The organism is Streptomyces sp. NPDC001663 (assembly GCF_042893105.1).
Classification (GTDB): Bacteria; Actinomycetota; Actinomycetes; order Streptomycetales; family Streptomycetaceae; genus Streptomyces.
In genome coordinates this window covers 595,564-618,269 of sequence record NZ_JBIAUR010000001.1, presented here as the reverse complement: position 1 = coordinate 618,269, position 22,706 = coordinate 595,564, and the positions used below count along the sequence as shown (strand labels likewise).

The following is a 22,706-nucleotide window of genomic DNA, read 5'->3' as shown; positions in this document are numbered from 1 at the left end:
CGTATGAGGCGTCGGTGAAAGAGGGATGAGAGGATCCCGGTCTCAGGCCACCACCAGCCGTTTCGGCGGATTTGCACCCGGCGCCGGCAGCCGCAGCCCCGCCCGGCCGGGTGTGATCGAGCCGAGCACGCTCGCATGCCGCGCCCCGGTGCTCGCAGGCTCGGTGCCCGCCAGACCGTGCGCGGTCAGAAAGCCGAGCACGGCGAAGGCGTACGCCTCCTTCGCGTCCGACGCCAGCCCCAGTTCGTCGGAGGTGCGCACCGCGACCCCCGGCAGCCGCTGCCCCAGCATCCCCATGAGCACCGGGTTGCGGATCCCGCCGCCGGAGACGATCACCTCGCTGGCGCCCAGCGCGCGCACCGCGTCCGCGACCGTGCGGGCGCTGAGCATGGTCAGGGTGGCGACCACGTCCTCGGCCCTGAGCGTCCCGAACCCGGCCAGCGCGTCCCGCAGATAGCCGAGGTGGAACAGCTCCTTGCCCGTCGTCTTCGGCGCGGGCAGCGCGTAGTACGGCTCCTGCAACAGCCGCTCCAGCAGCGGCTCGTGGACGGTGCCGCGAGCGGCCAGCGCGCCGTCGACGTCGTACGCGAACCGTCCGCCGCTGAACCCGCTCGCCGCCGCGTCGATCAGCGCGCACGCGGGCCCGGTGTCGAAGGCCGTGCCGTCCGGTGCGGTGAGGTTGGCGATGCCGCCGAGGTTGAGGGCAATTGGGGTGCCCGGACGGCCGCGCAGCCACAGCAGGTCGACCAGGCTGACCAGGGGCGCGCCCTGACCGCCGGCCGCGATGTCGCGCGGCCGGAAGTCGGCGACGACCGGCAGCCCGGTCGCCTCGGCGATCCAGGCCGGCTGCCCGAGCTGCAGCGTGCCGTGCACCTTGCCGCCGTCGGCCCAGTGGTAGCCGGTCTGTCCGTGCGAGGCCACCAACTCGGCCTCCCCGTGGCACAGTTCGCGGTCGGCCCGGACGGCCGCCGCGGCGAAGGCCTGCCCGATCTCCGTGTCGAGCCGGCACACCTCGGCCAGCGAGGTGGCCGACGGCGGCAGCGCGGCCCCGAGCGCCTCCCGCAGCTCCTCGTCGTAGGCCTCGCTCACCATCCCGAGCGGCTTCAGTACGAGGCTGTCGTCGGCGAGGCTCAGGTCCGCTGCCGCCGCGTCGATGGCGTCGCAGGACGTGCCCGACATCAGGCCGATCACCCGCATGCGCTCAACTCGCTTTCCGTTTCGGTGCCTTGGTCAGGGCGAGCACGCTCACCGCACACGTCGCCGCCGCGTAGTACCCAGGGATGTCGACGTTCCCCGTCCGCTTCACGGTTTCCGTGATGATGAGCCCGGCACAGCCCGAGAACACGGCATTCGACAGGGCGTAGGCGAGTCCCAGGCCCGTGTAGCGCACGTTCGTCGGGAACAGCTCCGAGAGCATCGCCGGTCCCGGACCCGCCATCAGCCCCACCACGGCACCCGCGCCGAACACCGCGGCGCCCTTCACGGCGTGCGAAGTCCCGCCGTCCTGAAGGAGGTTGAGCAGCGGCAGCGCGAGCACCACCACGAGCAGCGCGCCCGTCAGCATCACCGCCCGCCGCCCGACCCGGTCGCTGAGCAGCCCCGCCGGCACGATCGTCACCGCGAAGCCCAGATTCGCCAACACGGTGGCGATCAAGGCCTGTTGGAAACTCGCGTTCAGCGTGCTCTGCAGATACGACGGCAGCACGACCAGGAAGGTGTACCCGGCCGCCGCCCAGCCCATGATCCGCGCGGCACCCAGCGCGATCGCGCCGACGACCTCGCGCACCGGCGGACGTACGACCTCCGCCTCCTCCCGGAACGCGGGCGTCTCCTCCAGCCGCAACCGCAGCCACAGCGCCGCCAGTCCCATGGGCAACGTCAGCAGGAACGGCACCCGCCAGCCCCAGTCGCCCAGTTGCCGCTCGGTGAGCACGGTGGCCAGCAGCGCGGCCACCCCCGCCCCGCCCAGCAGCCCCAGCGCCACCGTGAACGACTGCCACGACCCGTACAGCCCGCGCCGGCCCGGCGGCGCGAACTCCGTCATCACCGCCACCGCGCCCCCGAACTCCCCGCCCGCGGACAGCCCCTGAAGCACCCTCAGAAACGTCAGCAGCCACGGGGCCAGGGCGCCGACCGTGGCATACGTCGGCAGCGCACCGATCAGCGTCGTCGCACCCGTCATCAGCAGGATCACCAGGATCAGCACCGGCCGGCGCCCGATCCGGTCGCCGAGCCGCCCGAACAGGGCCGCCCCGACCGGCCGGAAGAAGAACGCCAACGCGAACGACGCATACGTCCTCACCAGCGCCTCGACCTCGCCGCCGCCCTCCGGCGTGAAGAACCGCGCCGCGATGACGGTCGCGAAGTAGCCGTAGACCCCGAACTCGTACCACTCGACGAAATTGCCCACCGAGCTCGCCGCGAGCGCTCTTACCGCAGACGGCTCCCGCGTGGCCCGGCGTTGTCCGGAAAACAGCGTCATTTCAGCGCCTTTTGACTGTCGGTCACCTTCACACAGGCAGATCACAGGCCTGGCGCGTCGCCCGCCCGAACTCCCTGTCACCCATCACGGCAACAGGTACCCGGACCGGCCTCCACTTGCGCAATCGGGCCGCTACGCTCGAGATCTGTACGTCGTTCGGGCGACTTGGGGAGGTAGCGGGATGACGGAGGTCAGGCCCACGGAGGCCGCCTCGGACTCCCTGTGGGAGCGCGAAGAGGAAGTCGCCGCCGTCGGGCAGGCGATCGACACCCTGTGCGCCGACCGCTCGTCCTCGGGCAGCCTGCTGATGGTCCGGGGCGAGGCGGGACTCGGCAAGACGGCCCTGCTGGCCGAGACCCGCCGCATCGCCGAGCGCCGCGGCTGCACGGTCTGGTCGGCCCGCGGCGGCGAGACCCTCAGGTCCGTCCCCTTCAACGTCGTACGGCAGTTGCTGCAGCCCGCACTGGTCTCGCTGATGCCCGAGGAGGCCCGTGAGTACCTCGGCGACTGGTACGACATCGCCGGCCCCGCCCTCGGCATAACGGAACCGGGCGAGCGCCAGGCCGACCCGCAGGGCGTGTGCGACGGCCTCGTCGCCGCCGTACGCAGGCTGGCCCGGCGCGACTGGCCGCTGGTCCTGCTGATCGACGACGCGCACTGGGCCGACCAGGAGACCCTGCGCTGGCTCGCCGCCTTCGCCGAGCGGCTCGACGACCTGTCCGTCCTGGTCCTGGTCGCCCGGCGGCCCGGTGAGGTAAGCGGCGAGAGCGCCCGCCACCTCGAGGCGATCGCCGCCGCCGCAGGGCGCCCCGACGCCACCCTGAGCGCCCTCACCCCGGACGCCACCGCCGGCCTCACCCGCGCCACCCTGGGCCCGCACGCCGACGCCCCGTTCTGCCGCGAGGTCTGGGCCGTCACCGGCGGCAACCCGTACGAGACCGTGGAACTCCTCGCCAAGGTCCAGGACAGCGAACTGGAGCCGACCGAGGGCGCCGCCGCGGAACTGCGCGCCCTGAACCGCTCGGCCCGCGGCGGCGGCCTCGTCGCCCGCCTCGAGGAACTCGGCATCGACGCCACCCGGTTCGCCTGGGCCGCCGCGATCCTCGGCACCGGCATCTCCGTCGGCCTGGTCGCCAAGCTCGCCACCATGGGCCACGACGACGCACAGCGCTGCGCCGAACTGCTGCAGGGCGCCCGCATCCTCACCGAACCCGACCCGGCCAGCGCCCAGGCCGACACCGGCGACCTGGAGTTCGTGCACCCGCTGATCGCCTCCGCCGTCTACAACTCCATCCCCGACGCCCTGCGCACCGCCATGCACGGCATCGCCGCCCAGGTCGTCACCGACTCCGGCCTCGGCGCCGCCATGGCCTCCCGCCACCTCCTCCAGGTCCACCCGGACGACGACGAGGAACTCGTCGAGCAGCTGCGCGAGGCAGCCGGCGAACACCTCGCCGTCGGCGCCCCCGACGCGGCCCGCCGCTGCCTCGAACGCGCCCTGCTGGAACCGCCCGTACCCGAGGCCCACGCGCAGGTCCTTTACGAACTCGGCTGCGCCACCCTCCTCACCGCGCCCGCCGTCACCATCGACCACCTGCAGACCGCGCTCGCCATGCCCGGCCTCGACGGCGACACCCGCGTGGACGCCGTCTTCCGCCTCTCCCAGGCGCTCCTCCACAACGACCAGCTGGAGGAAGCGGTCCGCACCGTCGAGGCGGAGGCCGCCCGGCACGAGCAGGGACCCGCCAAACTCCGGCTCCAGGCCGTGCACTTCATGTGGGAGGGCATCTACGCCGGCGAGGCCATCTCCCCGGGCCGCTCCGAGCGCCTCACCGCACTCGCCGCCACCTGCACCGGGCGCAACAACTCCGAGCGCGCCCTGCTCATGCTGCGCGGCTTCGACGCCCTGATCCAGGGCGAGAACGCGGAGGAGGTCGTCGAAGCCTGCGACCGCTCCCTCGTCAACGGCCGCCTCGCCCCCGGGCTCGGCTGGACCGACACCGAGTGGGGCATCGAACTCCTGCTGATGCTCGCCAACTCCTACGCCTACACCGACCGCCTCGACCGCGCCGAGAGCCTCTACAACGAGGCCCTGCGCGCCTACGAGTCGGCCGGCTGGAGCGGCGGCCACCTCGCCCTCGCCCATGCCTACGTCGGCCTCGGGCACCGCAGGCGTGGGCGGCTCAGGGACGCCGAGTCCTCCCTGCGGGAGTCGCTGCGCCTGGCCGAGCGGGTCGGGCGCGGGCTGCCGCTGTACTGGACGGCGACCTGCAACCTCGTCGATGTCCTGCTCTGCCGCGGGCATGTCGACGAGGCCTGGGCGATCGCCGAGCAGTATGGCTTCGCGCCGCCGTACCCCTCCACGATCGTGATGCCGGATCCGCGGTCCGTGCGTGGTCGGCTGCTGCTCGCTGTCGGCCGTACCCAGGAGGGCATCAACGAGCTGGAGGAGGCCGAGAAGGCGGCGGCCGCGCGCGGGCATCACAATCCGGTGGTCGTGCCCTGGGCGCTCGACCTCGCCCGTGCCCTCGCCACGGAGGATCCGGCCCGGGCGGGGCGGCTCGCCGCGGATGCGCGGCGGCAGGCCGAGCGGTTCGGTACGGATACCGCCATCGGGGAGGCGCTTCGGTGTGCTGCCGCGTTGGAGACGGGGCAGCGGGCCGTTCGTCTGGCGGCTCAGGCCGTTGCCTACCTGGAGGCGTCGCCCTGTCAGTACGAGCATGCGGCGGCTCGGGTGGAGTACGGCATCGCTGCGCGGTCGGTTGCCGAGCTCAATCGGGGGCTTGCGCTTGCTCGGTCGTGTGGGGCGGACGGGTTGGTGGGGCAGGCTCGAGAGGTGCTCGAGAATGGGCGGGGGTTGCGCTGAGATTGACCGGTCGCGCAGTTCCCCGCGCCCCTGAAAGCCAAAAGCCGCTACAGCGCCAGGAGTTGGTCTGTGACCGTTGACAGGCGTTTCTGTACCTCGCGGTCGTACGTTGCCTCGTGTGCTCGTGAGCGACTTGTGCCGTCGAAGTAGCCGCCCGTTCCCAGGTCCTGGGTCGCCAGGGCCAGTACGCCAGGGGCGCCGTCCGCCACCGTGTTCCAGGGGGTCACCCCGCCCTCTCGGACCATCGCGGTGTCCATGAAAGTCGCCGGGTGCAGGACGTTCACCGCGACGCCCGTGTCGGCCAACTCCTCGGCCAGGGCGAACGTATGGGCCGCCAGGGCGAACTTGGCGCGGCGGTAGGCCGCGAAGCCGTCGTAGGCGCGGCGGAACTCGATGTCGTCGAAGTCGAGGGGGTCCTGGCCCACCGAACCCACGTTGACGATTCGGGCCGGTGTGTTCGCGCGCAGGACGGGCAACAGGGTGCGGGTCAGTACCACCGGTGCCAAGTAGTTGACGGCCAGGCGGAGTTCGTGGCCGTCGGTGCTCAGCTCGCGGCCCGCTCCCGGCGCGCCCGCTCCCACGCCCGCGTTGTTGATCAGGACATCGAGGTCGGGGTGTGCGTCGGCCACGTGCGCGCCCAGTTCGCGCACCTGCGTCAGCGAGGCCAGGTCGGCGACGAAGCCCTCGGCGTCGCCCTCGGTGCGCAGCTCCTCGACCAGCTGCTGCGTACGGCGCGGGTCGCGGCCGTGCGCGAGGACGACGTGGCCGGAGCGGACCAGTTCGAAGGCGACGTAGCGGCCGAGACCGGAGGTGGCGCCGGTGATCAGAATGGTGGACATGCCTCCACCGTAGGCACGCGGCGGAGGCATGTGCGAGGTGCTGCTGAAGCTACTACCAGCAGGGTCACCCTTCCGCTTCGGCCTCTTCCGCCAGGACGCGCTGCGCAGCCGCGAACGCCGAGTTCGCCGCCGGTACCCCGCAGTACACGGCCGTCTGCAGCAGCACCGCGCCGATCTCCTCGGGCGTGAGGCCGTTGCGCCGGGCCGCCCGGACGTGCATGGCCAGCTCGTCGTAGTGGCCGTGTGCGACCAGCGCGGTCAGTGTGATCATGCTGCGCTCGCGGCGGGAGAGCGTCGGGTCGGTCCAGATCTCGCCCCAGGCGTAGCGCGAGATGAAGTCCTGGAAGCGGGCGGTGAAGGGGGTCTGGCGGGCCTGGGCCCGGTCGACGTGCGCGTCGCCGAGCACCTCGCGCCGCACCTCCATGCCCCGCTTGGCGCCTCCGTCGAGGTGCGCCCGCAGCGCCGTCAGTACGGCCTCGGGGCACTGCGCGGGCGCCAGGTGCGCGCAGCCCGGAAGCTCGACGAGCGTGGCGCCGGGCACGGCGTCCGCGATCTCCCGCAGATGCGGGGGCGGTGTGGCCTTGTCCTCGCGGCCGGCGATCAGCAGTGTGCGCGCGGAGATCTCCGGGAGCCGGTCGCGCACGTCGAAGGCGGCCAGCGCGTCACAGCAGGCGGCATACGCCTCCGGATCGGCGTCCGCCTGGTCCCGGACCAGCTCCGGCACGGTGAAACCGGGCGTGAACCAGCGGGCGGGGGCGCTCTCCACGAGCGTGCCCAGGCCCTCGCGCCGCACCAGCTCGGCCCGCTCCTCCCACGGCTTGGACCCGTTGAAGTGCGCCGACGAGCAGATCACGGCCAGTGACGACACGCGGTCCGGGTGGTGCAGGGCGAGATGCAGACCGACGCCCCCGCCGAGGGACACACCGGCGTATGCGAACCGCTCGATGCCCAGCGAGTCGGCGAGCGCGAGCACCAGGTCGGCGATGTCGCCGATGGTGGCACCGGGCTTGATCAGTCCGGGCGCGGATCCGCCGTGCCCCGGCAGGTCCCAGCGGACGACCCGGTGGGTGATGGACAGCTCGGGCGCCACCTTGTCCCACAGGGCGTACGACGTGCCCAGCGAGGGCCCGAGCAGCAGCGGGGGAGCGGAAGAGGGCCCCTCGGCACGGTGGTTGAGGAGTGTGTCGGTCAACGTCGCTCCAGGGCACGGTCGGTGAGGGCTCCGGCGGAGCCGGTGTATCGGGCGGGGTCGGTGAGCTCGTCGAGGTCGAGGTCCTTCAACTCGGACTCTTCGGCGAGGAGTTCGGCCAGCGAACGGCCCTCGGTGTAGGTGCGCTTGGCGAGGTCGGTGAGCAGAGCCTTCGCGCGGGCGCGGCCCAGCACCGGGGCCAACTCGGCGGACAGCCGCTCGGACACGATCAACCCGTGGGTGCGGCCCAGGTGTTCACGCATGGCATCGGCGTGGACCCGTAGTCCCTCGGCGAGTTCGGCGGCGTCCCGGGCGGCCCCGCCGACCAGCCGCAGCAGATCCCTCAGCGGCTCCCACTCGGCGTGCCAGGCCCCGGCCGGCCGCTCGTCCTCGGCGGCCAGCGACCCGTACAGCGTGGCCGCGAGCTGCGGAGCCCGCCGGGCAGCCGCCGCGATCAGCGTGGACCGTACGGGATTCGCCTTGTGCGGCATGGCCGACGAACCGCCGCCGCTGCCCTCCGCGACCTCGGCGATCTCGGTACGACCGAGGACCAGCACGTCCGCGGCCGCCTTGCCCAGCGCCCCGGCCGCGAAGGCCAGGCACCCGGCGAGATCGGCGATCGGCGTGCGGAGCGTGTGCCAGGGGAGCGGCGACTCCTGAAGCCCGAGTTCGCGCGCGAAGGCCGCCGTGAGCGCCTGTGCGTCCGCTGCGCCGTACACGGTGAACGCCGCCAACGTCCCTGCTGCACCGCCGAGTTGGGCGGGCAGCGAGTCCCGTACGGCCTTGATCCGGTCCCGGGCGTCGAGGGCGAGCGACCGCCAGCCGGCCGCCTTCAGCCCGAACGTCGTCGGTACGGCGTGCTGGGTGAGCGTCCGCCCCGGCATCGCGGTGTCACGGTGGTCGGCGGCCAGCCGGGCCAGTGCTCGTTCGGTACGGGCGAGGTCGGCGAGGATCAGGTCCAGGGTGCGCAGGGCAACCAGCATGGTCGCCGTGTCCATGATGTCCTGGCTGGTCGCGCCCCGGTGGACGTACGGCCCGTACTCCTCGCCGACCGCCTTCGTCAGATCGGCGACCAGCGGGATGACGGGATTGCCGCCGCCGCGGGCGCGCTCGGCCAGCGACCGTGCGTCGAAGCGGGCGGCGTCGGCCGCCTCGGTCACCGCGGTCGCCGCCTCGGACGGCGCGAGGTCCAGGGTCGCCTGGGCGCGGGTGAGTGCCGCCTCCGCGTCGAGCAGGGCCTGCAGATAAGCCCGGTCGCCGGTCGCGGAGGCGGCGGGGGAGCCTGCCCACCCGGGGGCGAGCAGGCCGGTGTCGTCGGAATCGACAGAAGTCACTGGAACTCCAGGAAGACCGTCTCGCCTTCGCCCTGAAGGCGGATGTCGAAACGGTATGTGCCCTTGCCGTCGTCCTTCGCGATCAGCGTGTCGCGTCGCTCGGCGGCCAGCCGGGCGAGCAGCGGGTCGGCGGCCAGCGCCGCTTCGTCACCGGGCAGGTAGATCCGCGTGTACAGGTGCACCAGCAGCCCGCGCGCAAACACGCACACGCTGATGTACGGCGCGCTCTGCCCTCGGGCGCCGGGCCGCAGCGTACGCGCGTACCAGTGGCCGTTGGCGTCCGTCTGGATACGCCCCCAGCCGGTGAACTCCACGCCGTTGCGGCCCAGGTAGCCGCCGCTCGCCGGGTCGCGCCGGATCGAGCCGTCGACCTGCGGGAGGTTGCTGTCGGGGTCCGCGCCCCACAGCTCGACGAAGGCGTCCGGCAGCGGATTGCCCTCGCCGTCGGTGATGTACCCCTGAACGGTGATCGTGTCCGGGTGGCCGACCGGGGCGATGTCGCCGCCGCCGGGGAAGGGCAGGGCGTGGCCGTAGAAGGGGCCGACCGTGTGCGACGGGGTCGGGAGCACGGTCTCCGGGCGGCTCGTGTCGATCTTCGTCATGGCAGGTCAGCGCCCTTCTTCGATCCAGGTGGCGTTCGGCCCGTCGAGCACGATGTCCCAGTGGTAACCCATCGAGAACTCCGGCACGGACAGGTTGTGGTCGTACGTCGCGACCAGCCGCTGCCGGGCCGCGTCGTCCGTCACCGACTGGATGATCGGGTCGTACGGGAACAGCGGGTCGCTCGGGAAGTACATCTGCGTCACGAGCCGCTGGGTGAACGCCGTGCCGAAGAGCGAGAAGTGGATGTGCGCCGGCCGCCAGGCGTTGAGGTGCTGACGCCACGGGTACGGGCCGGGCTGGATGGTCGTGAACTCGTACTGGCCGTCGTCGCCGGTCAGCGTACGGCCGACGCCGGTGAAGTTCGGGTCCAGCGGGGCGTCGTGCTGCTCGCGTTGGTGGGCGTATCGACCGGCCGAGTTGGCCTGCCAGATCTCGATGAGCTGACCGCGGATCGGACGGCCGTCGCGGTCCAGCAGCCGCCCGGAGACGGTGATCCGCTCACCGATCGGCTCTCCGTTGTGCTGTTTGGTGAGGTCGTTGTCGATCTCGGTGATGTCGCGCTCGCCGAAGGCGGGGGAGGCCAGCTCCACCAGCTCCGGGTCCTTGCTGACGTCGATCGAGATCGGCGGCTGCTTGGGGTGACGGAGGACCGAGGAGCGGTACGGCGCGTAGTCGCGGCGTGGCTGGTGCTCGACGGGCGCGCCGTCGGCGATGCGCTTCTCGTACGCGGCGTGCTCGGCCGCGATCTCCTGGTCGATGTCGTGCTGCGTGAGAGTCATGGGGATTCCTCGGGGGTCTTAACGTTCGAGGACGAGGGCGAGGCCCTGGCCGACGCCGATGCAGAGGGTGGCGATGCCGACACCGCTGCCCTTGCGGTCGAGTTGGTGGGCGACGGTGCCGGCGAGGCGGGCACCGGAGGCGCCCAGCGGGTGGCCCAGCGCGATGGCGCCGCCCTGCGGATTGAGGATGGCCGGGTCGAACTCGGGCCATTCGGCGACGCAGCCCAGCACCTGGGCGGCGAAGGCCTCGTTGAGCTCCAGCACGTCCAGGTCGGCAAAGGTCTTGCCGGCCTTGGCGAGGGCGCGGTTGACGGCCTCGACCGGGGCCAGCCCGAAGTAGTGCGGGTCGAGGGCGTTCACGCCGGTGGCGGAGATACGGGCGAGCGGCTCGCGGCCGGTGGCGCGCAGGCCCTCCTCGTCCACGAGCAGCAGGGCGGCCGCGCCGTCGTTGAGCGGGGAGGCGTTGCCGGCCGTCACGGTGCCGTGCTCGGTGCGGAAGGACGGCTTGAGCCTGGCCATCGCCGCCAGGGAGGCGTCCGCGCGGACGGATTCGTCGGCGGCGACGAGCACCGGGTCGCCCTTGCGCTGCGGCACCGGCACGGGTGCCAGTTCGGTGTCGAAGAGCCCGGCCTCCTGGGCCTTGGCGGCCTTGTGGTGGGAGGCGAGGGCGAACTCGTCCTGCTGCTCGCGGCTGATTTTGTGCTTGTCGGCGATCAGTTCCGCGGACTCGCCGAGCGGGATGGTCCACTGCGGGTCCATCTTCGGGTTGACCATGCGCCAGCCCAGGGTGGTCGAGTACAGCTCGGCGTGGGCGGCAGGGAAAGGCTTGTCCGACTTCGGCAGGACGTACGGGGCGCGGGTCATCGACTCCACCCCGCCGGCCACGGCGATCGAGGCGTCGCCGACGGCGATGGCGCGGGCGGCCTGGATGACCGCCTCCAGGCCGGAGGCGCACAGCCGGTTGACCGTCACGCCGGGCACCGAGGTGGGCAGGCCGGCCAGCAGGGCGGCCATGCGGCCGACGTTGCGGTTCTCCTCGCCGGCCCCGTTGGCGTTGCCGAAGTACACGTCTTCGATCCGGGACGGCTCCAACTGCGGTGTTCGGGCGAGGAGTTCGCGGATCGCGTGGGCGGCCAGGTCGTCCGGGCGGACCGAGGCCAGGGCGCCGTTGTAGCGGCCGATCGGGGTGCGCACCGCGTCGACGATGTAAACCGTGTTCACAGCAGGCCCTCCGCGACAGTCAGCTTGGCGTCGGTCTTGGCGATGACCTCGTCCACGGCCACCCCGGGCGCGACCTCGGTCAACACCAATCCATCTTGTGTCACGTCGATCACGCCCAAATCGGTGATGACACGGTTCACACACGCCTTGCCGGTGAGCGGCAGCGCACACTCCTCCAGGATCTTCGGCGAGCCGTCCTTCGCGGTGTGCGTCATCACCACGATCACCGTGCGGGCCCCGTGCACCAGGTCCATCGCGCCGCCGATCCCCGTGATCAGCTTCCCGGGGATGGCCCAGTTCGCCAGGTCTCCCTTCGCGGACACCTGCATCGCACCGAGCACCGCGACATCGATGTGCCCGCCGCGGATCATCGAGAACGACAGCGCGGAGTCGAAGAAGGAGGCACCCGGCAGGACGGTCACCGTCTCCTTCCCGGCGTTGATCAGGTCCGCATCGACGGCGTCCTCGGCCGGATACGGGCCGGTGCCCAGGATGCCGTTCTCCGACTCCAGGATCACCTCCACCCCCGGCGGGAGGTAGTTGGGGATCAGCGTGGGCAGGCCGATGCCCAGGTTGACGTACTGCCCGTCCGCCAGCTCGCGCGCGGCCCGCGCGGCCATCTGTTCGCGTGTCCAGGCCATCAGCTGCTCACCGTCCGCTGCTCGATCTTCTTGTCGGCCGCCTGCTCGGGCGTCAGGGCGACCACCCGCTGCACGAAGATGCCCGGCAGGTGCACCGCATCCGGATCGATCTCACCCGGCTCCACGAGTTCCTCGACCTCGGCGATGGTCACCCGCCCGGCCATCGCGGCCAGCGGGTTGAAGTTGCGGGTGGACTTGTTGAACACCAGGTTCCCGTGCCGGTCCCCGCGCGCCGCCCGCACCAGCGCGAAGTCGGTCCGGATGCCCCGCTCCAGCACGTACTCGGTGCCGTCGAACTCCCGCACCTCCTTCGGCGGCGAGGCCAGCGCCACCCCACCGGAACCGTCGTAGCGCCAGGGCAGGCCGCCCTCCGCCACCTGCGTCCCCACCCCGGCCGGGGTGAAGAAGGCCGGGATCCCCGCCCCGCCGGCCCGCAGCCGCTCCGCGAGCGTGCCCTGCGGGATCAGCTCCACCTCCAGCTCCCCGGCCAGGTACTGCCGCGCGAACTCCTTGTTCGCCCCGATGTAGGAGCCGGTCACCCGGGCGATCCGCCCCGCCGCCAGCAACACCGCAAGCCCGGTCTCCATCGCCCCGCAGTTGTTGGAGACGACGCCGAGGCCGGTCACCTCGCGCTCGTACAGCGCCTGGATCAGCACGTTGGGTACACCGCTCAGCCCGAATCCGCCGACGGCGAGTGTCGCGCCGTCCGGCACATCGGCCACCGCCTGCGCGGCTGTGGCGACCACCTTGTCCATCCGTGAAGCTCCATCCCGTCCGAGCGCCCGGCCTCAATGAATTAATCAGGGCACTGAGTATTTCGGTGAAGTTTCCTTCACGCTGCCACTGGAAGGGTGTGACGTCAAGACCCTATGGAAGTGCAAGGTCAGCGATGTGTGCAGGGCTGCAGACAGTCCAACGGCCGACAGGTATCGTTCAGTGCACCGACCAATTCGACCGCAGGGAGCGCACATGGCAGCGGTGGACCTCACCACCCACCCCGGGCATCTGGCCCGGCGGCTGCAGCAGGCCCACTACCTGCTGTGGAACACGATGGTCTCGGAGGAGATCACCTCGCCCCAGTTCGCGGTCCTCAACGCGCTCGTCGCCGAGCCGGGCCTGGACCAGCGCACGGTGGGGGAGCGGGTGGGGCTCGACCGGTCCACGATCGCCGAGGTGATCAGCAGGCTGGGCAGGCGCGGCCTGCTCGACAAGGTGCGCGACCCGCAGGACGGCCGCCGTTTCCTGCTGCGCCTGACCGACGAGGGCATACGCACCCACCGCAAGCTGACCGTGCGCACGGCCCGGATGAACCAGGTCTTCCTCGCGCCGCTGTCCGGCGACGAGCAGGCGGTGTTCTTCGACCTGATCCGGCGGGTCGCGGACGCGGCCGAAGGGCTCCGCAACCCGGCGGAACCCCTCGTGGCGCATAGGTGAGCGCGCAGCGGTGAGCACACCGGGGTGATCAGCCTGCCTTCGCCAGCACCACCCACACCTGCCCCTTCGCGAAGTTCACCGGCTTGCCGTCCGGCGTCGTGAAGTCCGTCCCGTCCGTTGCCTGCTCCCGCTTCCAGTCGACGTCGTAGACCCGCCCGTCGCGCAGGACCTCCGCCCTCCCGGACCCCACCGTCTCGGTGTACGGCGTGTTGTTGCCCAGGAAGTCGTGGAAGTCGGACTTGCGCACCTTCACGTGCTGCACGACGACGGTCGCCGGTGCCACCTCCTTCCCGTCGGGCGACACCGTGGGTGTCCCGTCCATCGCGACCAAGTAGCTGTGCTTGGTCGGGGACCAGGTGAAGGTGAAGCGGGCCGCCGGGAAGCGGACCGTGCGGCTGGTCTCCGGTTTGCCGCCCGCGGGTGCGGCGCCGTAGTGGAAGCCGTTCGTCAGGGCGGCCGCGCCAGGGGGCGACGACATCAGTCGGGCGGGGCGCAGGTAGAGGTTGTGGGGTGCGGCCTTGTCGGTGCCGCGGAAGTAGGCGTCGGACGCCTTGCCGGGCGGCTCCGCCTGCAGCGGGGCCCTGTCGATGAGTGGCAGCAGTTTGCCCTGCGCTCCGGAGAAGGCGAGCGTCGGGTCGTCGTACTGGCGCAGCAGCTCCAGATCCGACTCGCGGGCGCTGCGTACCGGCCCGACGACCTGGGGCAGTGTCGTCGCGTACACCGCCATCAGACGGCTGAGCCCGCCCTCGACCTGCTCGGCGTAGACGACGTCCGCCGTGTTGAGCCCGGTCTGGGGCCGGGCCGCGGGTGCGTTGTCGATCTTCACGGCGAGCACGGAGGCGCCGGTGGGGCTCTGGTCCGGGACGGGCGTCTGCAGCCGGCCGCGTCCGTCCTCCGCCGGGCCGTTCCCTCCCGTGCAGCCCGCGGCCAGGGCGGCCGTCATCGCGGCGGCCAACAACGCCACCGTCATCGACGCCCGTCGCGGGCGTGCCTTGCGTCGCGTGCTCACCTTGGCCATCACATCCCGTGTCAATGATTGTGCGCTTATTCGTTCATTGATGGCCATACCCGCTCGGTTCTGGTTGCGCGCGTTGAATCCGCGGATCCGGCTCTCATCCCCGCTTCGGCTCGGGGCGCTCGGGTACCCGGGCGGCACCGCAGGACCGGACGCACCGATGCGACGGAGGGAGCGTCACGCGATGAAGGCTGTGACCTGGCAGGGCAAGCGGGACGTACGGGTCGAGGACGTGCCCGATCCGAAGATCGAGGAACCGACCGACGCGGTCATCCGGATCACGTCGACGGGGCTGTGCGGTTCCGATCTGCATCTGTACGAGGTGCTCACCGCGTTCATGACGCCGGGGGACATCCTCGGACACGAACCGATGGGCATCGTCGAGGAGGTCGGTGCCGGGGTGCCGGACCTCGCGGCGGGCGACCGGGTCGTCGTGCCGTTCCAGATCGCCTGCGGCGACTGCTGGATGTGCCTGACCGGGCTGCCCACACAGTGCGAGACCACGCAGGTGACCAGCGAGGGGATGGGTGCCGCCCTGTTCGGCTACACCCGGCTGTACGGCGCCGTACCGGGCGCCCAGGCCGAGTATCTGCGGGTGCCGCAGGCCCAGTTCGGCCCGATCAAGATCCCGGAGGGGCCGCCGGACGACCGCTTCCTCTACCTCTCCGACGTGCTGCCCACCGCCTGGCAGGCCGTCTCCTACGCCGGCATCCCCCAGGGCGGCAGCGTCGCCGTGCTCGGCCTGGGACCGATCGGCGACATGGCCTGCCGTGTCGCCCAAGTGCGGGGCGCCGGGCGCGTGTTCGGCGTGGACCTGGTGAACGCGCGGCTGCGCAGGGCGAAGTCGCGGGGTGTGGAGGTGTACAACCTCAGGCACTTCGACAACGAGAAGGAGCTGATCGAGGCGATCCGCGACGAGACCGACGGCCGCGGCCCCGACGCCGTGATCGACGCGGTCGGCACCGAGGCCCACGGCAGCGCTGCCGCCCGGCTGGCCCCCCAGCAGGCCTCGGCCCTGCTGCCCAGGAGGATCAGCGGACCGTTCGCGGAACGCTTCAGCGTCGACCGGCTCGCCGCTCTCCACACCGCGATCGAGCTGGTGCGCCGCGGTGGCACGCTCTCGCTCACCGGTGTCTACGGCGGCATGGCCGACCCGCTGCCGATGCTGACGATGTTCGACAAGCAGATCCAGATCCGGATGGGTCAGGCCAATGTCCGCCGCTGGAGCGACGACATCCTGCCCTACCTCACCGACGAGGACCCGCTCGGCGTCGACGACTTCGCCACCCACCGGCTGCCGCTGACGGACGCCCCGCACGCGTACGAGATGTTCCAGAAGAAGCAGGACGGCGCGGTCAAGGTGTTGATGCACCCTTGAGCCACCCCTGAGCCACCCCTGAGTCAGGGACTCCCGAGGATCTCGTCCAGGTCGTAGCGCACCGGCTCCTCCAGCTGGCCGTACGTGCAGCTCGCCGGGGTCCGGTCCGGGCGCCAGCGGCGGAAGCGGGCCGTGTGCCGGAACCGGGCCCCGTTCTCCATGTGGTCGTACGCCACCTCGGCCACCCGCTCCGGCCTGAGCGGCACCCAGGACAGGTCCTTCTTGCCCGACCAGCGGCTGGGCGCGCCGGGCAGCCGGGCCGTCTCGTGCGCGGCCTCGTCGGACCAGGCCGCCCAGGGGTGCCCCTCGGCGTCCTCCATCCGCAAGGGCTCCAGCTCCTCGACCAGCTCCGCGCGCCGCTTCATGGGGAACGCCGCCGACACGCCCACGTGCTGCAGGGCGCCCCGGTCGTCGTAGAGCCCGAGGAGCAGTGAGCCCACGATCGGGCCGCTCTTGTGGAAGCGGTAGCCCGCTACGACCACGTCCGCCGTGCGCTCGTGCTTGATCTTGAACATGGCGCGCTCGTCCTGGAGATAGCGCCCGGTGAGCGGCTTGGCGATGACGCCGTCCAGGCCCGCCCCCTCGTACTGCTCGAACCAGCTCTGCGCCACGTCGATGTCGGTCGTCGCCGGCGCGAGGTGGACGGGCGCGGTGACGTCGGCCAGCGCCCGCTCGAGCAGCGCTCGCCGGTCGGTCAGCTCCACGTCCAGCAGTGACTCGTCCGCCAGCGCCAGCAGGTCGAAGGCCACGAAGGACGCCGGGGTCTTCTCGGCGAGCATCCGCACCCGGGAGTCCGCCGGGTGGATGCGCTCGGTGAGCGCGTCGAAGTCGAGGTGGCCCTCTCGGGCGATCACGATCTCCCCGTCCAGCACACACCGCTCGGGCACCCGCTCCTTCAGAGCTACGACGACCTCGGGAAAGTACCTGGTCAGCGGCTTGCCTGTGCGGCTGCCCAGCTCGACCTCGGACCCGTCACGGAACACGATCGCCCGGAACCCGTCCCACTTCGCCTCGTACTGCATGCCCGGCGGGATCTTCGCCACCGACTTGGCGAGCATCGGCTTCACGGGAGGCATCACCGGGAGATCCATGCTTCCGATTCTGCTCGCATACACCACTTGTCGCCCGGTATGCGAGGTTTACGAGGTGTGCCTACCGTTGCCGTATGGGTGAAGCGGTGGAACTGGAGGCGGGCGGCCGCACGGTCCGGCTGTCCAGCCCGGACAAGATCTTCTTCCCCGAGCGCGGTTTCACCAAGCTGGACCTCGCCCGGTACTACATCGCCGTGGGCCCCGGCATCCTGCGCGCCCTGCGCAACCGGCCCACCACCCTGGAGCGCTACCCGGACGGGGTGAACGGCGAGAACTTCTTCCAGAAGCGGGCGCCGAAGAACATGCCCGACTGGATCCCGACCGCCCACATCACCTTCCCTTCCGGCCGCAGCGCCGACGAGATGTGCCCCACCGAGGAGGCCGCAGTCCTGTGGGCCGCCCAGTACGGCACGCTCACCTTCCACCCCTGGCCGGTGCGCCGCGACGACGTCGACCGTCCCGACGAACTCCGCATCGACCTCGATCCGCAGCCCGGCACCGACTTCGACGACGCCGTACGGGCCGCTTTCGAACTGCGGGAGGTGCTGCGGGAGTTCGGCGACCTGCGTGGCTTCCCCAAGACCTCCGGCGGCCGCGGGCTGCACGTTTTCGTGCCGATCGAACCGCGCTGGACCTTCACCCAGGTCCGGCGCGCCGCCATCGCGGTGGGCCGGGAACTGGAACGGCGGATGCCGGAGCAGGTGACCATCAAGTGGTGGAAGGAGGAGCGCGGCGAACGCATCTTCGTCGACTACAACCAGACGGCCAGGGACCGCACGATCGCCTCCGCCTATTCCGTACGACCCCGCCCGCACGCCCCCGTCTCGGCGCCCCTGAGCTGGGACGAGGTCGGCACCGCGCACCCGCAGGACTTCGACATCGCGACCATGCCCGCGCGCTTCGCCCGACTCGGCGACGTGCACGCGGACATGGACGACCACCGCTTCTCGCTGGAGGCGCTGCTCGAACTCGCCCGCCGTGACGAGCACGACCACGGCCTGGGCGATCTGCCGTATCCGCCGGAGTACCCGAAGATGCCGGGCGAGCCCAAGCGGGTGCAGCCGAGCCGGGCGAAGAAGGAGGCGCCCCCGGCGAAGACCGAGGCGCCTCCTCCGGACGCTACAACTCCTTGATCCGGATGTCCCGGTAGGAGACCACGTCCGTCGTGCTGTGCACCTGCAGTCCGATGTAGCCGGAGGCGAACCGCCGCCCGTCCGTGCCCGGGTCGTCCGAGCGCGGCGGGTAGAAGACCTGGCCGCCGATGTTGTCGAACTCGTTGATCAGCACGCCGTTGCGGTAGACCGAGTAGTGCTGGTCGACCACACGGATCTCGTAGTCGTTCCAGGTGCCCTTCTGGGTGACGCCGGCACCGGCGAGCCCGACCCGGTCGAAGCCGTAGATCGAGCCCGTCTTGTACATGTCGCCGTCGGGCCGGTCGAGCACCTGCACCTCGTGCCCGTACTTGATGGCGACCCACTCGGGCCGTGACTCCTCCGGGTGGTCGTGGACCCACGGGAAGTGCACGAGCACACCGGAGTTGGCGTTCCCGGTCCCTGGTGCGTCGTCCCGCCACTGGAGCTTCAGCGAGAAGTCGCCGTACTTGCGCTGCGGGAACCACAGCATGCCCAGGCCGTCCTTCGCGGTGCCGCTGGTGATCGATCCGTCGGCGTTGAGCCCGAACGAACCGCCGCCCACCTGCTCCCACTTGGCGAGGGAGTCCGCGCTGCCGTCGAAGATCTTCCGGTAGCCCTCGGTCTGGCCGGGCTTCCCGATCCCGGACTGGCGGGCGGCCTTCTGGATGGCGTCGTACTCGCGCTGGTCCACGACGCCTTCCTTCAACAGCCGGTCGAGGACCGTCTTCACGTGCTTGAGGAACAGCGCGTGGGACGTCCACTCCTTCTCGTCCTCGATCAACTCGTTGATACGGCAACGGTTGTTGGCGACCCGGTTCGGTACCCCCGAGTCGACCGTGCCGACGATGACCGTCAACCGCTCGTCGTATTCGGGGCAGTTGGGAGGCGGCACCGGGCTCGACACCAGGGTGAAGCTCACGGTGCGGGCCGAGGCGGTGTTGCCCGCCTTGTCGGTCGCCCGGTACGCCACCGTGTGCGCGCCCGAACGGTCGACGATCACCGGGGCGGTGTAGGCGAGGTATGGTCCGCCGTCGAGCGAGTACTCGATGCGGTCGACACCCGACCCGCCCTCGTCGGTTGCCGTCACGGTCACCTTGGCGCTGCCCACATAGGCCCCGTCGGAGTTCTTCGTGCCCTCGACGGTCACCCCCGTCACCGGCGGTGTGGTGTCCTGCGCGGGCGCCGACACGACCGTGAACCCGACGCTCTTCTCCGCGGACACGTTGCCCGCCTTGTCGGTGGCCCGGTACTTCACGGTGTGCGAACCGAGCTGATGCACCATCACGGGGGCGGTGTACGGGGTCCAGGCCCCGGAGTCGACCGCGTACTCGATCGTGTTGACCCCGGACCCGGTGTCGGAGGCGGCGACGGTGACCGTCGCCATGTCGAGGTAGGCCCCGTCGGCGTTCCGTTCACCGCTGACCGTCGCCGAGGTGTCCGGCGCGGTCGTGTCGTCCGACGGCGGCGCCACGACCGTGAACCCGACGCTCTTCTCGGCCGATACGTTGCGCGCCTTGTCGATGGCCCGGTAGCGCACCTTGTGACTGCCGACCTGATCGACGACGACCGGAGCGGTGTACGGCTGCCAGGCGCCGTCGTCCCCCATCGCGTACTCGACGCGGTCCACGCCGGAGCCGCCCGCGTCGCTCGCGCTGATCGCCACGCTCGCCGAACCGACGTACTGGCCCTGCGAGTTCTGCGTGCCGCTCACGGCGGCCGACGTCTCGGGAGCCGTCGTGTCCTCGCCGCCGCCCTCGGTCACGACCAGGGTGCCCTGCATCTGCCCGTGGCCGGGGATGGTGCAGTGGTAGAAGTACCGGCCGGGCGTGAGCGTGACCTCGGCGGTGTGGCGGCCGCCCATGTCGTCGTTCGGGTTGGCGAGGATGTTCAGCTGGACGTCGTTGTTGTACTCGGGGTCGGACGTCACGAACGTCAACGTGTGTGGCATTCCGGTGGTGTTGCCGGTCGCTGCGCTGTTCTCGAAGACGATCGTGGCCGTGCCCGCGACCGCTGTCGTGGGCGCCGAGAGGTACTTGGTGATGTCGTCACCCGCCGTCCAGGTGAGCACCTGGGCCGCGGCCCGCGTGGGCTGTTCCGGCTGCGCGCCGGCCGTCGTCTGCAGCCCCAGCATCATCAGTACGGCGGCCAACAGGGCCGTCAGGACTCTTCGTTGCCGCATCACTGCCCTCCCCTCGCCAGCTGGTCGGCGGCAGGAGTCGGCCCGCCGCCGGTGTAAGTGACCCGCCACAGCGCCGACTTGGCGTCCGAGGTGAAGAAGCCGCGCCCGTAGTCGAGGACGTACAGCGCCCCGTCCGGACCGAACTTCCAGTCCATGAGGTTCTTGATGCCGTCGTTGCCGATCGGCACGATCTTCTTCAGCGTCTCGGAGTGGACCGGCAGTCCGCCGTCGCCTTGAGTCTTCGGATCGGTGATGACCGCGTTGCGCGGCTGGTCGGCGTCGTAGAAGTCGCCGACGAACCACTTGCCGTCCCAGTACGAGGGCCATTTGGTCTCACTGGTGCTCGCCGCGTCGTAGCGGTACACCGGTCCGTTCATCGCCGCCTGGCCGCCGCCCTTGAGCCACGGCAGCAGATAGGTGGCTTCCGCCTGCTTGTACGAGGGGATGCCGTTCGCGTCGCGCGGGTAGTCCGGGGCGCCGCCCTGGGGCGAGTACCAGATGTTGTTGCCGGTGACCGGCGGGAGGTTGACGAGACCGTCGTTGTTCGGCGACTCGTTCTTCGGGTGATCGCAGTCGTACCAGCCCAGCGGCTTCGAGGGATCCGGGAGATTGCGGTCCCGGTAGGGCTGCTTGTTGCCCATGCAGTACGGCCAACCCCGGTTGCTCGCCCTGGTGATGGCGGCGAACGTGTCGTACTTGGCGGGACCCCATGTCGTGGAGGGCGCCGAGGCGTCGGGACCGACCCAGCCCGCGTACAGGACGTCGGACTTCTTGTCGACGAAGATCCGGGCGGGGTTCCTGACGCCCATCACATAGATCTCACCGCGCGTCTTGCCGCCGCCCTCGTCGGTCTCCTTGCCGGTGAAGAGGTTGCCCTCGGGGAGCGTGTACGTCCCGTCGGCTTCCGGGTGGATGCGCAGGATCTTGCCGTTGAGGTTGTTGGTGTTGCCGGCGGTGCGGCGCGCGTCCGCGAAGGAGACGCCCTTGTAGCTGGGCTGCGGGTTGTTGCCGGAGTAACCGTCGCTGAAACCGCTGGAGTTGTTGTCGCCGGTCGCGATGTACAGGTTGCCCCTGGAGTCCCAGGTCATCCCGCCGCCCGCATGGCAGCAACTGTGCACCTGCACCGGCCACTTGAGCAGCACCTTCTCACTGCCCAGGTCCAGCTTGTTCGTGGCGAGGTCGAGCGTGAAGCGGGAGACCCGCCGCTCGGCCATCTGTGTGTCGCGGTTGAGCTGCGAGTGGGGTGTGTAGTGCAGGTACACCCACCCGTTCTGCTCGAACTTCGGGTCGAGCTCGATACCGAGGAGTCCCTCCTCGACCTTGGTCAGCTCGTCGCCGCCGCCCTTGTTGCCGAAGACGGTCAACTCGCCTGCCAGAGTGACCTTCTTGGTCTTCGGGTCGTAGACGTGGATCTGGCCCTTGCCCTTGCCGACGTCCGGGTTGTTCCAGTCGGTGACGACCGGCTGGGAGGAGTCCGCGCCGCCGCGGCCGATGTAGAGCACACGTCCGTCGGGCGCCGTCACCAGGCCGTGCGGCTCGCCGATCTGGTCGTTCTGGCCGGGCTGGTTGGGCTGAGTCAGCCGCTCCGCCTTGTAGTTGGCGTTGATCGTCGCCTTGCAGTCGGCCTGCACCAGCCGCGTCGTCCACAGCAGCGCACCGCGCAGATGGTCGCGGAAGTCCGTCTCGTCGTACGAGGACACCGTGCCGCCCATGCCCGTGTAGAAGGACCGACCGCCGTCGTAGTCCCGGCACCAACTCACCGGATGATCCCAGCCGTTGGCGCTCGCGCCGGGCTTGTAGGTCGACTCGCGCACCCGCGCCACGGTGTGCACGTCACCGGACGGGTTCTTCGCCCAGTTGAACCACTGGTCGGGTCGCTTCCACTGCAACGGCAGGCTCTTGGTCGCCGGATGCTGCCGGTCGCCCACCTCAACCACCGCACGCTGTACGTCGGTTGGACTGGAGGCTGCGGGCCGGGCGCCGACCAGACCGGTGAACCAGTCGGAGTACGGCTCCGCACGTGCCGCGTCATGGATGCCGACGAACCCGCCGCCGGCCTCCATGTAGGCCTCGAGCCCCGCCTCCTGCTCCGGATCGAGGACGTCTCCGCCGCCGGTCAGGAACACGATGGCGTTGTAACGCCCCAGCCGGGTCTCGTCGGTGAAGACCGAGGCGTCGTCCGTCGCCTCGACCTTGAACCGCTGTTTCTCGGGCCCCGTCAGACCGATCTTCTCGATCGCCTCGACACCGGCGTTCACGACCGGCGACTCGTCCCCGGCCGCCGCGGAACCGTAGAAGATCAGCACCCGTACATTCGCGCCGCCCGGCGGCGACTTGACGGACATCGTTGTCAGGGATGGTTCCGGGGCCGGGCGCGCGTTGGCGACGGGACCCGAGAGCAGTCCCGCCCCCAGGACCCCCGCCGTGACGGTGGCCGCCCAGGCCCGTCTTCTCGCTTTTCCTGTGCTCAACCCTCGTAAGTGCATGGGCACCTCCTCGGTCACAGCAACAACGCCAAGGAA

18 protein-coding genes are annotated in these 22,706 nt (G+C 70.8%); 4 read left to right on the top strand and 14 right to left on the bottom strand.

The window, feature by feature from the left end; genetic code table 11:
• Positions 1–42: 42 nt before the first annotated feature.
• Both ACFY1L_RS02965 and ACFY1L_RS02960 read right to left on the bottom strand, forming a co-directional pair.
• Positions 43–1,197, bottom strand: coding sequence for an anhydro-N-acetylmuramic acid kinase (locus ACFY1L_RS02965; RefSeq protein ID WP_388817197.1), 1,155 nt, complete (start codon positions 1,195–1,197; stop codon positions 43–45).
• Between the two features lie 4 nt (positions 1,198–1,201).
• Positions 1,202–2,482 carry an MFS transporter gene (locus ACFY1L_RS02960; RefSeq protein ID WP_388817194.1) on the bottom strand — a complete coding sequence of 427 codons (1,281 nt, stop codon included), beginning with the start codon at positions 2,480–2,482 and terminating at the stop codon, positions 1,202–1,204.
• Between the two features lie 181 nt (positions 2,483–2,663).
• Here ACFY1L_RS02960 and ACFY1L_RS02955 point away from each other — a divergent pair, with 181 nt between their 5' ends.
• Positions 2,664–5,348 (top strand): ATP-binding protein, encoded by a 2,685-nt coding sequence (locus tag ACFY1L_RS02955; protein WP_388817191.1) that lies wholly within the window; start codon positions 2,664–2,666, stop codon positions 5,346–5,348.
• A 47-nt stretch (positions 5,349–5,395) separates the two neighbouring features.
• On the opposite strand, the gene ACFY1L_RS02950 is transcribed toward ACFY1L_RS02955, so the two are convergent.
• From ACFY1L_RS02950 to ACFY1L_RS02915, 8 genes are all read right to left on the bottom strand, one after another.
• A complete protein-coding gene (locus tag ACFY1L_RS02950; protein WP_388817188.1) occupies positions 5,396–6,187 on the bottom strand; it encodes an SDR family NAD(P)-dependent oxidoreductase in 792 nt (263 codons plus the stop codon).
• 64 nt (positions 6,188–6,251) lie between these two features.
• Positions 6,252–7,379, bottom strand: coding sequence for a 3-oxoadipate enol-lactonase (gene pcaD / locus ACFY1L_RS02945; protein ID WP_388817186.1), 1,128 nt, complete (start codon positions 7,377–7,379; stop codon positions 6,252–6,254).
• On the bottom strand, positions 7,376–8,710 hold the full coding sequence (gene pcaB, locus ACFY1L_RS02940) for a 3-carboxy-cis,cis-muconate cycloisomerase (protein ID WP_388817183.1): 1,335 nt from the start codon (positions 8,708–8,710) through the stop codon (positions 7,376–7,378). Before pcaB ends, pcaD begins: the two co-directional genes overlap by 4 nt.
• Positions 8,707–9,312, bottom strand: coding sequence for a protocatechuate 3,4-dioxygenase subunit alpha (pcaG, locus tag ACFY1L_RS02935; protein WP_388817180.1), 606 nt, complete (start codon positions 9,310–9,312; stop codon positions 8,707–8,709). The genes pcaB and pcaG overlap by 4 nt, the downstream gene beginning before the upstream one ends.
• A 6-nt stretch (positions 9,313–9,318) precedes the next feature.
• The gene (gene pcaH, locus ACFY1L_RS02930; RefSeq protein WP_388817178.1) at positions 9,319–10,092 is read right to left on the bottom strand and encodes a protocatechuate 3,4-dioxygenase subunit beta; all 774 of its coding nucleotides are present in this window, start codon (positions 10,090–10,092) and stop codon (positions 9,319–9,321) included.
• Between the two features lie 18 nt (positions 10,093–10,110).
• Complete coding sequence (locus ACFY1L_RS02925) at positions 10,111–11,313, bottom strand: thiolase family protein (RefSeq protein WP_388817175.1); 1,203 nt, start codon at positions 11,311–11,313, stop codon at positions 10,111–10,113.
• Complete coding sequence (locus ACFY1L_RS02920; RefSeq protein ID WP_388817172.1) at positions 11,310–11,954, bottom strand: CoA transferase subunit B; 645 nt, start codon at positions 11,952–11,954, stop codon at positions 11,310–11,312. The genes ACFY1L_RS02925 and ACFY1L_RS02920 overlap by 4 nt, the downstream gene beginning before the upstream one ends.
• On the bottom strand, positions 11,954–12,709 hold the full coding sequence (locus tag ACFY1L_RS02915; RefSeq protein WP_388817169.1) for a CoA transferase subunit A: 756 nt from the start codon (positions 12,707–12,709) through the stop codon (positions 11,954–11,956). The genes ACFY1L_RS02920 and ACFY1L_RS02915 overlap by 1 nt, the downstream gene beginning before the upstream one ends.
• A gap of 214 nt (positions 12,710–12,923) precedes the next feature.
• On the opposite strand from ACFY1L_RS02915, the gene ACFY1L_RS02910 reads away from it, so the two are divergent.
• Positions 12,924–13,388: a MarR family winged helix-turn-helix transcriptional regulator gene (locus ACFY1L_RS02910; RefSeq protein WP_388817166.1), complete on the top strand. Its 465-nt coding sequence runs from the start codon at positions 12,924–12,926 to the stop codon at positions 13,386–13,388.
• Positions 13,389–13,416: 28 nt separating this feature from the next.
• Here ACFY1L_RS02910 and ACFY1L_RS02905 read toward each other — a convergent pair whose 3' ends face one another.
• Positions 13,417–14,406, bottom strand: coding sequence for a DUF3048 domain-containing protein (locus tag ACFY1L_RS02905; RefSeq protein ID WP_388817163.1), 990 nt, complete (start codon positions 14,404–14,406; stop codon positions 13,417–13,419).
• A 181-nt stretch (positions 14,407–14,587) separates the two neighbouring features.
• Here ACFY1L_RS02905 and ACFY1L_RS02900 point away from each other — a divergent pair, with 181 nt between their 5' ends.
• Positions 14,588–15,781: a zinc-dependent alcohol dehydrogenase gene (locus ACFY1L_RS02900; RefSeq protein ID WP_388817160.1), complete on the top strand. Its 1,194-nt coding sequence runs from the start codon at positions 14,588–14,590 to the stop codon at positions 15,779–15,781.
• A 23-nt stretch (positions 15,782–15,804) separates the two neighbouring features.
• On the opposite strand, the gene ACFY1L_RS02895 is transcribed toward ACFY1L_RS02900, so the two are convergent.
• Positions 15,805–16,872, bottom strand: coding sequence for an ATP-dependent DNA ligase (locus ACFY1L_RS02895; protein ID WP_388817158.1), 1,068 nt, complete (start codon positions 16,870–16,872; stop codon positions 15,805–15,807).
• A gap of 74 nt (positions 16,873–16,946) precedes the next feature.
• On the opposite strand from ACFY1L_RS02895, the gene ligD reads away from it, so the two are divergent.
• Positions 16,947–18,005: a non-homologous end-joining DNA ligase gene (ligD, locus tag ACFY1L_RS02890; RefSeq protein WP_388817155.1), complete on the top strand. Its 1,059-nt coding sequence runs from the start codon at positions 16,947–16,949 to the stop codon at positions 18,003–18,005.
• On the opposite strand, the gene ACFY1L_RS02885 is transcribed toward ligD, so the two are convergent.
• The gene (locus ACFY1L_RS02885; protein ID WP_388817152.1) at positions 17,992–20,184 is read right to left on the bottom strand and encodes an OmpL47-type beta-barrel domain-containing protein; all 2,193 of its coding nucleotides are present in this window, start codon (positions 20,182–20,184) and stop codon (positions 17,992–17,994) included. The two genes, ligD and ACFY1L_RS02885, sit on opposite strands and share 14 nt — an antisense overlap.
• A complete protein-coding gene (locus tag ACFY1L_RS02880; protein ID WP_388817149.1) occupies positions 20,184–22,670 on the bottom strand; it encodes a ThuA domain-containing protein in 2,487 nt (828 codons plus the stop codon). Before ACFY1L_RS02880 ends, ACFY1L_RS02885 begins: the two co-directional genes overlap by 1 nt.
• Positions 22,671–22,706: the final 36 nt, after the last annotated feature.

Bases quoted from the DNA above. Each gene is read 5' to 3' on its own strand.
- ACFY1L_RS02965 (WP_388817197.1), bottom strand. From the start codon at position 1,197: ATGCGGGTGATCGGCCTGATGTCGGGCACGTCCTGCGACGCCATCGAC.
- ACFY1L_RS02950 (WP_388817188.1), bottom strand. From the start codon at position 6,187: ATGTCCACCATTCTGATCACCGGCGCCACCTCCGGTCTCGGCCGCTAC.
- pcaH (WP_388817178.1), bottom strand. From the start codon at position 10,092: ATGACTCTCACGCAGCACGACATCGACCAGGAGATCGCGGCCGAGCAC.
- ACFY1L_RS02885 (WP_388817152.1), bottom strand. From the start codon at position 20,184: ATGCGGCAACGAAGAGTCCTGACGGCCCTGTTGGCCGCCGTACTGATG.
- ACFY1L_RS02900 (WP_388817160.1), top strand. From the start codon at position 14,588: ATGAAGGCTGTGACCTGGCAGGGCAAGCGGGACGTACGGGTCGAGGAC.
- ACFY1L_RS02895 (WP_388817158.1), bottom strand. From the start codon at position 16,872: ATGGATCTCCCGGTGATGCCTCCCGTGAAGCCGATGCTCGCCAAGTCG.
- ligD (WP_388817155.1), top strand. From the start codon at position 16,947: ATGGGTGAAGCGGTGGAACTGGAGGCGGGCGGCCGCACGGTCCGGCTG.
- ACFY1L_RS02915 (WP_388817169.1), bottom strand. From the start codon at position 12,709: ATGGACAAGGTGGTCGCCACAGCCGCGCAGGCGGTGGCCGATGTGCCG.
- ACFY1L_RS02910 (WP_388817166.1), top strand. From the start codon at position 12,924: ATGGCAGCGGTGGACCTCACCACCCACCCCGGGCATCTGGCCCGGCGG.
- pcaG (WP_388817180.1), bottom strand. From the start codon at position 9,312: ATGACGAAGATCGACACGAGCCGCCCGGAGACCGTGCTCCCGACCCCG.
- ACFY1L_RS02880 (WP_388817149.1), bottom strand. From the start codon at position 22,670: ATGCACTTACGAGGGTTGAGCACAGGAAAAGCGAGAAGACGGGCCTGG.
- ACFY1L_RS02920 (WP_388817172.1), bottom strand. From the start codon at position 11,954: ATGGCCTGGACACGCGAACAGATGGCCGCGCGGGCCGCGCGCGAGCTG.
- ACFY1L_RS02905 (WP_388817163.1), bottom strand. From the start codon at position 14,406: ATGGCCAAGGTGAGCACGCGACGCAAGGCACGCCCGCGACGGGCGTCG.
- ACFY1L_RS02955 (WP_388817191.1), top strand. From the start codon at position 2,664: ATGACGGAGGTCAGGCCCACGGAGGCCGCCTCGGACTCCCTGTGGGAG.
- ACFY1L_RS02960 (WP_388817194.1), bottom strand. From the start codon at position 2,482: ATGACGCTGTTTTCCGGACAACGCCGGGCCACGCGGGAGCCGTCTGCG.